This window comes from Streptomyces sp. AcH 505 (assembly GCF_000818175.1).
Classification (GTDB): Bacteria; Actinomycetota; Actinomycetes; order Streptomycetales; family Streptomycetaceae; genus Streptomyces.
Genome location: NZ_JTIY01000001.1, coordinates 2643747 through 2653763, shown reverse-complemented (window position 1 = coordinate 2653763; position 10017 = coordinate 2643747). Strand labels below are relative to the sequence as shown.

The window sequence follows — 10017 nt, the reverse complement described above, 5'->3', positions numbered from 1 at the left end:
GGAGCACATCGAGCGCCAGGACCGGGCGGTGACGTCGGTCATCTTCGAACCGGAGCTGGTGGTACGGGAGTCGGCCTGAGCCGTACGTGCGTACGCCGGTGCCCGGGACCACCTCGGTCCCGGGCACCGGCGGTACGGCTCACTCACGCGTACGGCTCGGTCAGGCGGCCGCCGCCGCGAGCGCCGATCTGCGGCGGGCCGTGAACACCCGGTCGAGCGCCAGCGCCCCCGGCCCGGTGAACACGATGAGCAGGAACGCCCAGCAGAAGAACACCGGCAGCTCGCCACCGTTCTCCAGCGGGAACAGCCCGCGCGCCTGATGGACGTCGAAGTAGGCGAACGCCATCGATCCCGAGTTCACCAGGGCCGCTGCCCTGGTACCGAGACCGAGCAACACCAGCGTCCCGCCGACGAGTTGGATGACGGCCGCGTACCAGCCCGGCCACTCACCCGCGGGCAGCGGGCCCATGCCCAGGATCCCGAAGAGCGACGACGCACCATGGCAGACGAAGAGCAGGGCGACGACGATACGGAACAGACTGAGCGTGTAGGGCTGAGCCTGGTCGAGGCGTGTGTTCATGAGAGGTCAACTCCTCGGCAGATCAGTGGTAGACGCCGAACTCGTAGAGCGAGTACCCGTAGCCCGTACCGCGCGCCGTGCCCAGCAGCCGGACGTAGCGTCCCGTGCCGTTGACGTCGATGTCGTCCACGTTGCCGTTGCCGTCCGTCACCGACTTGACCGTCGTCCAGTTCTGCCCGTCGTCGGACGTCTGGATGTCGTACCCCTTCGCGTACGCCGACTCCCACGCGAGCTGCACGTGGTTGAAGCTCGTCGAGGTGCCCAGGTCGACCTGGAGCCACTGCGGGTCGGCCCACTCGCTCGACCAGCGGGTGCCGAGGTTTCCGTCCACGGCGTCGGCGGCCGTGCACGGGCAGCCGCCCGTCGGGTCGGTCTGGAAGGTCGAAGCGGTGGCGGGCTTGCCCTGCGCGACGTTCGTACCGGCCGGCTTCGGGGCCACGACCTTCAGGGACTTGGTCTCGATGCCGACGTTGCCCTTACCGTCGGTGGCCTTCACATAGACCTTGTAGACGCCGATCTTGTCCGGCACCTTCGCGGTCAGTGTGCCGTTGCCGTGGTCGGTGGTCGCTGCGGGGACGAGCCCCTTGTCACCGTCGATGTAGTTGCTGCTGAAGAGGAGTTGGTAGGTGATCTGGTCACCGTCCGGGTCGGTCGTCTTCGTGCTGACCGTCACGTCGGAGCCTGCAGCCACTCCGTCGGTGGCGCCGTTGACGACCATGTCCGTGATGCGCGGCGGGGTGTTGTCACCGGCCGTGTTGCCGCCGTACGCCTGCTTCACCGCGTAGTACGACAGTCGCTTCAGACCGTCGGGCAGCAGGTTGAACCACACACCGCCGAAGTCGTTCTCCGTGCCGTAGTGGAACATCGTCGCGCCGAGCGCCACACCCTGGTGTCCGGTGATGCAGCTCCACGCCTTGGTGTACCCCTCGGCCTTCTGCACGTCGGTGGGCTCGTCGGGCACGCCGTTCGCGTCGTCCGGCACCTCCCACTCACCGGCCGGACCCGTCTCGGTGACGATGTACGGCTTGGTGTAACCGCCCTGCTCCCAGGTGTTCTTGATGTCGCAGACGGCGTTGTAGGAGTTGACCGCGTACAGGTCGAGGTCGGGCGCGTTCTTCTTGTAGTACGGCCAGGCGCCGGTCCACGCGTCGGTCGAGGTCACCGGGTGGTTCGGGTCGACGGAGTGGATCTTCTTCGCCACGTCGTTGACGAAGGTGGTGTACGCGTCGCGCTGCCGCTCCAACTCGTCGCCGCTGTAGCAGTTCTGCAGGCCGAGCACGGACTCGTTGCCGACGTTCCACATCAGGACGCCGGGGTTGTCCTTGTAGGTGTCGACCCACTTGGGGAACTCGGCGAGCATGTCGTTCTTGTACGTGGTGTCCGTCAGGTAGTTGACACAGCCACCGGCACCGGGACCACCGCCCGGCTGCAGCCAGAAGCCCGCGATGACCTTGACTCCATTGGCGGCGGCCGCGTCCAGCAGCGGCGCGCTCGTGGCGTCGGTGCCCCAGGTACGTATCGTATTGACGCCCATCGACGCCACGTCCGGCATGTACTTGGCCGCGTCGGCGACGGACGGGCCCCAGGTGAGCCCCTTGATCTGGTACGGCGCTCCGTCGACGGTGAGCTGCCAATTGCCCTGTGATCCGGTCACCTTGACGACGCTGCCGGCTGCCTGCGCGGCCGGGGCCTGGAGCCCGATGAGGGCCCCGGCGAGCATCGCGGCGGTCGCGACGGGGGCGACGGCGCGTTTCGCACTACGGGCCACGGATGCCCGGGTGGGGGGACGGTGCATGGTTCCTGTGCTCCTTCATGGGGGGACATGGAGTCGGGCGCGGCGGGTCGGGTGGGTCCGGCGCGCCGCGCCCGGGTTGGGAGAGCGCTCTATCGGCTGGTCGGGGATGGTTCTTGACCGAAGAGCGCCGTGGGGTGGCGAGGGTTACGGCAGCTCGTAGTTGGCGTTGAGTGCCGCGCCCTTCTCGGGGTGGGCTTCGTCGTAGCCGTGCGCGTCACACTGCAGGCCACCGTTGATGCAGTGGGTGACCATCGCGTTGAGTGTCGCGTTGTCCCAGCCGTTGAAGAAGTCGTAGTGGAACGAGAACCCGGCACCGCTGGCCAGCCGGAGCTTCGAGGTGTCACCGTTGACCGGCCAGGCCATCTTGAACTCGATCATCGGCAGCGCCACGGGGTGGTCGGCCGGGCAGACGTTCTGGTTGTTGCCCGAAGCGACCGGGTAGGCCATGTGCGCCTTGTGGTCCGGTGTGTCGAGGTGGATGCCGTCCCAGCAACTCGGCGCCTGGAGACGCAGGTTGAGCTGCGTGTCCGGGGTGGTCGGGCAGCTGGCGGGGAAGTCGAAGTTCTTGTACGACGTCCCGCACTCCCAGCCTTCGACCGTGCCCTTGAGGTTCTTGAACTCGTCCTTGGTCTGCATGGGGCTGCCGACCACGAACCGCAGTCCCTTGGGGAACGGCCGGACGCTGGTGTAGTCGTTGACGCTGGACTTGTAGTAGATGGTCTGTTCGCCGACCGGCAGGACCTTCTGGTCCCCGTTGAACAGACTCGGCATCCAGTACCCGGACTTGTCGCCGGGAGCCAGGCACGCGGTGGTGCCGTTCTCGATCGAGGCCGTCGTGGTGTTGGCGTTGGTGAGGCTGTTGCCCATGAAGGTGTGGTCATGGGACTTCCCGGGCTGTCCCGGGTAGACGATCGGGTCGTCGGGCAGGGTGTGGTTCGGCGCGCACTTGGCCTGGAACTCGTGGAAGTACGCGTGCGGCGGCTCGTACGTCGACGGGGTGACGCCGGTGACCGGCGGATTGGCCATGATGTATCCGTCGCCGTCCGGGTCGTCGCCCGAAGCCTGCGTGGACGCGGGCATCTTCATCCCGGCCATCTGCATGCCCGAGTGCCCGTCCGATTTCTTCGCCGGCGCAGCCGCGTGCGTGGCTGCCGGCGTATCTGCGGATGCGCTCCCCATCATCGCGAGACCGCCCACGCCAACCGTGGTCAGGCTCATCGCGGTGAACAAGAGCAGTCCGGAGAAGACTCTGGACCTCCGTGCCATGGAGACCTCCTACTGCGTCATTGCGGATTCCCGGAACCGGACGGCCACCACGACAGGCGCTCGCCGCGGCGGCCGGCCAGCTTGCTGGGAGAGCGCTCTCCCAGCTCGGAGTGTTCCGCTCCTGACAAGAGCGTGTCAATACTTCGTGAACGCCTGACGCCCCCTCAGCCCTGCGCCGCAAGGCCCGGAACACCGCCCGGCCTGCACAGAGTTCACCTACGGGGGGATGTCACAGAAGTTACGACGAGACGCGCCGCGCTGCCCGAAGGGGTCAGCTGAAGGTGCGGCGGTAGGTGTGGGGGCTCACGCCTGTCGTCTTTTTGAAGCGGTCGCGGAACGCGGTCGGTGAGCCGAAGCCGACCTGGGCACCGATGCGTTCGACGGAGTGGCCGGTGGTCTCCAGCAGGTGCTGGGCCTGCCGGATACGGGCCCGGTGCAGCCACTGGAGCGGGGTGCTGCCGGTCTGTTCGCGGAACCGGCGGATCAGGGTCCGGGTGCTGGTCCCCGCCTGGGCGGCGATGTCGGCGAGGGTGAGCGTGGAGCCCAGGTTCTCCTGCAGCCAGCCCAGCAAGGATTCCAGGGCGGAGCCCTGTGGTGTCGGCGCGTGGTCGTGGACGATGAACTGCGCCTGGCCGCCCTCGCGTTCCAGGGGCATGACGGACAGCCGGGCCGCGTCGGCGGCGACGGCCGAGCCGTAGTCGCCGCGGATCATGTGCAGACAGAGGTCCAGCCCGGCGGCGGCGCCCGCCGAGGTGAGGAACTGCCCGTTGTCGACGTACAGGACGTCCGGGTCGACGTCGATACGCGGATACGTGGCGGCCAGCAGGTCGGTCACGATCCAGTGGGTGGTGGCCCGCAGCCCGTCCAGCAGCCCGGTCGCGGCCAGCGGGAACGTACCGGTGCAGATGGACGCGATACGCGTCCCGTCGTCGGCGGCGGCGCGCAGCGCGTCATGGACGGCGGGTGCGAGCGGGGCCAGGGGGTCGTTCGTACCGGGCACGATGATCGTGTCCGCCCCCTTGAGCCCGTCGATCCCCCAGGGCGCGCGCAGCTGGAAGGCCCCGGCGTCGGTCTCCGGCCGCTCGGCGCAGACCCGTATCTGGTAACCGGCGCGGCCGTCCGGGAGACGGGGGCGGGTGAAGACCTCGATCGGGGTGGACAGGTCGAACGGGACCACCCGGTCCAGGGCGAGGACGGCGATGGTGTGCATGGCGAGAACATACCTCTGCGCGGGTGGGTGATTCCGCTCCTACGGCGTCGTAGTCCTTGGTTCGGCCAGGTCAGAGCCGCTTGATTCGGATTGGCGATATCCCGTTGAAAGGTGTCACTCACGCCACTGGGAGACGGCCCGGCAGCCGCATAGCGTCTGGAGCGCCCCCCGGTCGACACCGGTCGACACCGGTCGACGCCGGCCGACGCCGGCCGGCACGTGCCGGACTCTCCGCAGACAGGAACGCACTGATGCTTGTCGTCGCGCCGATCGTGATCGGCCTCGCGTATGTGGCGGCGATGTCGCCGCTGCGCGAACCGCACCGCCGCCAGCTCAACGCGCTGATGCTCGCGGGCGCCGGCGCCGCGTATCTCAGCAGCGGTGGCGTCGGGCGCTGGGAGATCGCGTTCACCGCCGTGGTGACGTACTGCGCCTGGCGCGGGCTGTCCGACTACCGCTGGATCGGCGTGGGTTGGCTGCTGCACACCGGCTGGGACGTCGTCCACGCGGTCCGTGGCGTACCCATCCTGCCCTTCGCCGAGCACTCCTCGACGGGCTGCGCGATCTGCGATCCCGTCATCGCGGTGTGGTGCCTGTCCGGCGGGCGCCCGCTGACCGAACTGTTCCGCCGTCCCGCCACCTCGAAAGCCTGACCGTGACGAAGCTCCTGCTGTCCCTGCACGTCCTGGCCGCCGTCCTGGCCATCGGCCCTGTCGCCGTCGCCGCGAGCATGTTCCCCCCGGCACTGCGCCGCGCGCACAGCGCCGCGGACGCCGCGTCGGACACCGCCGAGGCGCTGTCGCACCTGCGGCTGCTCCACCGCATCTGCCACGTCTACGCGATCATCGGCATCGCCGTCCCGCTCTTCGGCGCGGCCACGGCGGGCAGCCTCGGCGTCCTCGGCAGCGGCTGGCTGATCGCGTCCATCGCGCTGACGGCCGCGGCCGCCGTCATCCTGGTCGTCCTGATCCTGCCGACCCAGGAAACCGCCCTCACGACGGCCCAGGGCCCGGACGCGGGCTCCGTCACGGCAGTCGCCGGCCGCCTGGGCATGCTCACGGGCGTCTTCAACCTGCTGTGGGCGACGGTAACGATCCTGATGATCATCCGCCCAGGCTCAACCACGGGCGCCTGACGCCGCGCCCGACGTTCGTTCCGCTGCGTGCTACCGGGCGCGGAGGCCGTCCACGACGAGGTCGAGGATCCGCGCGGCCTGCGTCGCGCTGCCACTTCCCGGCGGGATTCGCCACAGCACGCTGAGTTGCAGCAGCACGTCCTCCGGGTCGACCCCGCGCTTCAGTTCGCCGGCGGCGGCCCCGGCGTCCAGGAGGACGGCGATCGCCGCCAGGAAGGGGCCGTAATGCTCGTCGTCCAGGCCGCCGTTGGTCGCCGCGTGGATCACTTCGGAGACGCCGTACTTCAGTTGGCCGTAGCGCGCGACTTCGTCGAACCAGGTGCGCAGTGCGGTCAGCGGGGGCTGTGAGCCGGCCAGGGTGTGCGCGAGGTCGATGAGTTTCTGGATCTCCTGGTCGTACAGCTCGACGATGAGCGCTTCGCGCGTCGGGAAGTGCCGGTAGAGCGTGCCGACCCCGACGCCGGCCTGCTTGGCGATGGAGGTGATGGAGGCGCTCGACGAGACGGAGAGCGCCTCGCCGGCGGCGGCGAGGATGCGCGCCCGGTTGCTGAGGGCGTCCTTGCGGGTCGGCTTCGGGGGCGTCGGGTTCACGAGATCAGCAGTCCGTTCGGTGCGCGTTGCGAAACGGAAGGGCTTCCGGTACGTTCGGAAAGGCGAACCGGAAGGGCTTCCGGTTTCATTTTCGCACACGTGGCACGAAGGGCTGGGAAAGTCATGGCAGAAGTGGTTCTGGTCACCGGAGGCAGTGGCTACATCGCCGGTTGGTGCGTCGCCGAGCTGCTGCGCCACGGCTACGACGTACGCACGACCGTGCGCGACCGCAGCAAGGAACAGGCCGTCACCGACGCGGTGTCCACGGCCGTCGACCCCGGCGGCCGGCTGAGCTTCGCCGTCGCGGACCTCACGGCCGACGACGGCTGGGACACGGCGGTCAAGGGCGTCGACTACGTTCTGCACGTCGCGTCCCCGCTCGGCGGCGCCGACCCGAAGAACCCCGACGCGCTCATCACCCCGGCGCGCGACGGCACCCTGCGGGTGCTGCGTGCCGCGACCGCCGCAGGGGTGAAGCGGATCGTGATGACCTCGGCGGCGAACACCGCCAGCCCGTCCTCGTACGCGGAGCAGGGCGTGACGGACGAGACGCTGTGGACCGACCCGGCCGACCCGACACTGATCCCCTACCGCCGCTCGAAGACGCTCGCCGAGCGCGCGGCCTGGGACTTCATGGACAGCTACCAGGGGCCTACGGAACTGGTGACGGTACTCCCCGGCGCGGTGTTCGGGCCCATCCTCACGACGGGCAACATCGGCTCCGTCGGCATCGTCGGCCGCATGGTCTCGGGGGCGATGCGTGGCGTGCCGCGGATCGGTCTTGAGATCGTGGACGTGCGCGATCTGGTCGACATCCACATCCGGGCGATGACGTCCCCTGCGGCAGCGGGTCAACGGTTCCTCGCCACAGGCGAGTTCATCTGGATGGCGGACATGGCCCGCACGCTGCGGGACGGCCTGGGCGCCGACGGAAAACGGGTCTCCACCCGGCAGCTCCCGGACTTCGCCGTACGACTCGCCGCACGCTTCAGCGAGCCGTCACTGCGCGAGATCACCCCGGCGCTGGGCCGCCGCAACCGGCACAGCACGGACAAGGCCGCCCGGATCCTGGACTGGCGGCCCCGCCCGGCGCGCGCGACCGTACTCGACTGCGCCCGAAGCCTCATCGAGCACGACGCGCTCTGACCGCGTCCTGCGTTCTGCGCGCCCTGCGCCCGCGCGTCCCGCGTCCTACGTCAGCGGACCGTGCGGACCGTGCGCAGGCCCAGGGGGCCGGCGATTTCCGCTGCCATGACGCGGCCCGCCTCCTCCGCCAGGAGGTCTTCCGCGTCTTCCGTCAGGTCCTGGTCCGTGTCCAGGCCGTCGAGGGCCGGGAGGGGCTGGTCCAGGCGGACGTGGGCCACCAGGGACTGGAGGGCGCGGAGGGTGGCCGAGGCCGTGGAGCCCCAGCTGGAGAAGTACGAGAACTGCCACCACCACAGCGCCTCGGTGACGCGGCCCGCGCGGTAGTGCTCCAGGCCGTGGCGCAGCTCGGCGACGACGCCGGCGATGTCGTCCGAGATACGGGACGGGACGGGCGCCTTGCGGGGCTCGTACGGGTCGAAGACCTCGGAGTAGACGTCGATCGGCTCCAGTATCACGGCGAAGCGCTCGCGCAGGTCGTCCACGTCCGGCTCGGGGCCCAGATCACGCTCGTAGCGCTCGTCGGGGAGGATGTCCTCGTGCGCGCCGAGTCTGCCGCCCGCCAGCATGAGCTGGGAGAATTCGAGCAGCAGGAACGGGACGGCGCTGTCCGGCTCGTCGCCCTTCGCCACCTCGGTGACCGCGACGATGAAGCTTTCGATCTGGTCGGCGATCTGGACGGAGAAGTCGTCCGGATCCTGCGTGGCGTCGTGCAGCGTTGCGTCAGACATCGAGAAGTCGTCTCCCCTCGAAGGCACGCCCGAGCGTGACCTCGTCGGCATATTCCAGGTCGCCCCCCACGGGGAGACCACTGGCCAGGCGGGTGACCCGCAGCCCCATGGGCTTGATCATGCGGGCGAGGTACGTCGCTGTGGCCTCGCCCTCCAGATTCGGGTCGGTCGCCAGAATCAGCTCCGTGACCGTGCCGTCGGCGAGGCGGGTCAGCAGTTCCCTGATCCGCAGGTCGTCGGGGCCGACGCCCTCGATGGGGCTGATGGCGCCGCCGAGCACGTGGTACTTCCCGCGGAACTCACGGGTGCGCTCGATGGCGACGACATCCTTCGGCTCCTCCACCACACAGATCACCGTGGTGTCCCGGCGCGGGTCCCGGCAGATCCCGCACCGCTCCTCCTGCGCGACGTTGCCGCACACGGCGCAGAACCGGACCTTGTCCTTGACCTCGAGGAGCGTCTGGGCAAGGCGCCGTACGTCGGTGGGTTCCGCCTGGAGGATGTGGAAGGCGATCCGCTGCGCGCTCTTGGGACCGACGCCGGGCAGCCTGCCCAGTTCGTCGATGAGGTCCTGAACCACGCCTTCGTACAACGGATGCCTTCCTCAGTGCTGCGGTGCCGCGGTTTCGGCTGTCTGGCTTCGGGGCTGTCTTCGTATGCGCTCGTACGGTAGTTGCTGTGCGGGTGCATGCGTAAGACAAGCTTCAGACTGGCTGTCGTCCCGTAAGAAGGACGTCAGAACGGCATGCCCGGCATACCGCCCAGGCCCTGCGTCAGCGGGCCCAGCTTCTCCTGCTGGAGCTGCTGCGCGTTCTCGTTCGCCGCCTGTACGGCGGCGACGACGAGGTCCGCGAGGGTCTCGGTGTCCTCGGGATCGACCGCCTTCGGGTCGATCACCAGGCCACGGAGCTCGCCCGAGCCGTTGACGGTGGCCTTCACCAGGCCGCCGCCCGACTGACCCTCGACCTCGGTCGCCGCCAACTCCTCCTGTGCGCGCGCGAGATCTTGCTGCATCTGCTGGGCCTGCTGGAGCAGCTGTTGCATGTTCGGCTGACCACCACCGGGAATCACGGTCACTCCTGGCATTCGACGACGATTTTCCTGTAAGGCGAGCCTACGTGTTCCCCGACCGGCTCGCCCCACCCCACCGGGACCAACTCTTTCGAGTGAGGGCCTGCGGGCTCCTCCACCTGATCAAGGCCCACGTTTGGGGGGATTGCGCGGGTTACCGGGCGCGGAGGCCGCCATTCGGCGGTAGGAAGTGCATGCACGTCGGCACGTATCAGTGTTCACGCGCAGTTCATCCGCGCCCACCGCACGTCACGCGGAGTCACAGCAGATCGCAGAGGAGTGCCCCGGTGAGCCAGCCGGAGATGCAGCCCGGAGGCCCCGGCCGGGAGCCCGCAGGCCCCGGCCGGGAGGAAAGCGCCTCGTCCGGTGCCGCCAACGGGGACGGGCGCGGTGACGAGGCGGTGGCCGAGGGCGGCGCCGCCGACGGGGACGGCGGGAGCGCGGGCGGCGATCTCACCGGCAGCCCGTTCCCGCTCGGCGACTGGGCCGAGCCCG

General features: G+C 69.3%; 11 protein-coding genes and 1 pseudogene. 4 read left to right on the top strand and 8 right to left on the bottom strand.

The annotated features are described in order from the left end of the window. Positions 1-160: 160 nt before the first annotated feature. The 4 genes from HY68_RS12155 to HY68_RS12140 form a co-directional block, all read right to left on the bottom strand. Positions 161-580, bottom strand: a complete 420-nt coding sequence (locus tag HY68_RS12155) for a DoxX family protein (protein WP_041987946.1) — start codon at positions 578-580, stop codon at positions 161-163. A 22-nt stretch (positions 581-602) separates the two neighbouring features. Continuing rightward, positions 603-2375, bottom strand: a complete 1773-nt coding sequence (locus HY68_RS12150; protein WP_041987943.1) for a discoidin domain-containing protein — start codon at positions 2373-2375, stop codon at positions 603-605. Between the two features lie 144 nt (positions 2376-2519). Further along, a complete protein-coding gene (locus HY68_RS12145) occupies positions 2520-3641 on the bottom strand; it encodes a DUF1996 domain-containing protein (RefSeq protein WP_041987940.1) in 1122 nt (373 codons plus the stop codon). A gap of 271 nt (positions 3642-3912) precedes the next feature. Further along, entirely contained in the window at positions 3913-4851 is a 939-nt protein-coding gene (locus HY68_RS12140) for a helix-turn-helix domain-containing protein (RefSeq protein WP_041987938.1), read from the bottom strand. Between the two features lie 251 nt (positions 4852-5102). On the opposite strand from HY68_RS12140, the gene HY68_RS12135 reads away from it, so the two are divergent. Together HY68_RS12135 and HY68_RS12130 are read left to right on the top strand one after the other, a co-directional pair. After that, positions 5103-5504: a DUF6010 family protein gene (locus HY68_RS12135; RefSeq protein WP_041987935.1), complete on the top strand. Its 402-nt coding sequence runs from the start codon at positions 5103-5105 to the stop codon at positions 5502-5504. A gap of 2 nt (positions 5505-5506) precedes the next feature. Further along, positions 5507-5986, top strand: coding sequence for a membrane protein (locus HY68_RS12130; protein ID WP_041987932.1), 480 nt, complete (start codon positions 5507-5509; stop codon positions 5984-5986). A gap of 30 nt (positions 5987-6016) precedes the next feature. Here the strand turns inward: HY68_RS12130 and HY68_RS12125 are convergent, their stop codons facing one another. Then, the gene (locus HY68_RS12125) at positions 6017-6577 is read right to left on the bottom strand and encodes a TetR/AcrR family transcriptional regulator (protein ID WP_041987929.1); all 561 of its coding nucleotides are present in this window, start codon (positions 6575-6577) and stop codon (positions 6017-6019) included. Positions 6578-6700: 123 nt separating this feature from the next. Between HY68_RS12125 and HY68_RS12120 the strand changes: the two genes are divergently transcribed. After that, complete coding sequence (locus HY68_RS12120; RefSeq protein ID WP_041987926.1) at positions 6701-7723, top strand: NAD-dependent epimerase/dehydratase family protein; 1023 nt, start codon at positions 6701-6703, stop codon at positions 7721-7723. 50 nt (positions 7724-7773) lie between these two features. Here HY68_RS12120 and HY68_RS12115 read toward each other — a convergent pair whose 3' ends face one another. The 3 genes from HY68_RS12115 to HY68_RS12105 form a co-directional block, all read right to left on the bottom strand. After that, entirely contained in the window at positions 7774-8451 is a 678-nt protein-coding gene (locus HY68_RS12115) for a DUF5063 domain-containing protein (RefSeq protein WP_041987923.1), read from the bottom strand. Continuing rightward, entirely contained in the window at positions 8444-9043 is a 600-nt protein-coding gene (recR, locus tag HY68_RS12110) for a recombination mediator RecR (RefSeq protein WP_041987921.1), read from the bottom strand. Before recR ends, HY68_RS12115 begins: the two co-directional genes overlap by 8 nt. Before the next feature lie 143 nt (positions 9044-9186). Then, positions 9187-9522, bottom strand: a complete 336-nt coding sequence (locus HY68_RS12105) for a YbaB/EbfC family nucleoid-associated protein (RefSeq protein ID WP_078863919.1) — start codon at positions 9520-9522, stop codon at positions 9187-9189. Between the two features lie 287 nt (positions 9523-9809). Between HY68_RS12105 and HY68_RS45040 the strand changes: the two are divergent. Further along, positions 9810-10017, top strand: a pseudogene (locus HY68_RS45040) (hypothetical protein); the annotation flags it as partial.

Excerpts from the sequence above, each read along its gene's own strand:
- HY68_RS12155 (WP_041987946.1), bottom strand. The coding sequence starts at position 580 with ATGAACACACGCCTCGACCAGGCTCAGCCCTACACGCTCAGTCTGTTC.
- HY68_RS12150 (WP_041987943.1), bottom strand. The coding sequence starts at position 2,375 with ATGCACCGTCCCCCCACCCGGGCATCCGTGGCCCGTAGTGCGAAACGC.
- HY68_RS12145 (WP_041987940.1), bottom strand. The coding sequence starts at position 3,641 with ATGGCACGGAGGTCCAGAGTCTTCTCCGGACTGCTCTTGTTCACCGCG.
- HY68_RS12140 (WP_041987938.1), bottom strand. The coding sequence starts at position 4,851 with ATGCACACCATCGCCGTCCTCGCCCTGGACCGGGTGGTCCCGTTCGAC.
- HY68_RS12135 (WP_041987935.1), top strand. The coding sequence starts at position 5,103 with ATGCTTGTCGTCGCGCCGATCGTGATCGGCCTCGCGTATGTGGCGGCG.
- HY68_RS12120 (WP_041987926.1), top strand. The coding sequence starts at position 6,701 with ATGGCAGAAGTGGTTCTGGTCACCGGAGGCAGTGGCTACATCGCCGGT.
- HY68_RS12115 (WP_041987923.1), bottom strand. The coding sequence starts at position 8,451 with ATGTCTGACGCAACGCTGCACGACGCCACGCAGGATCCGGACGACTTC.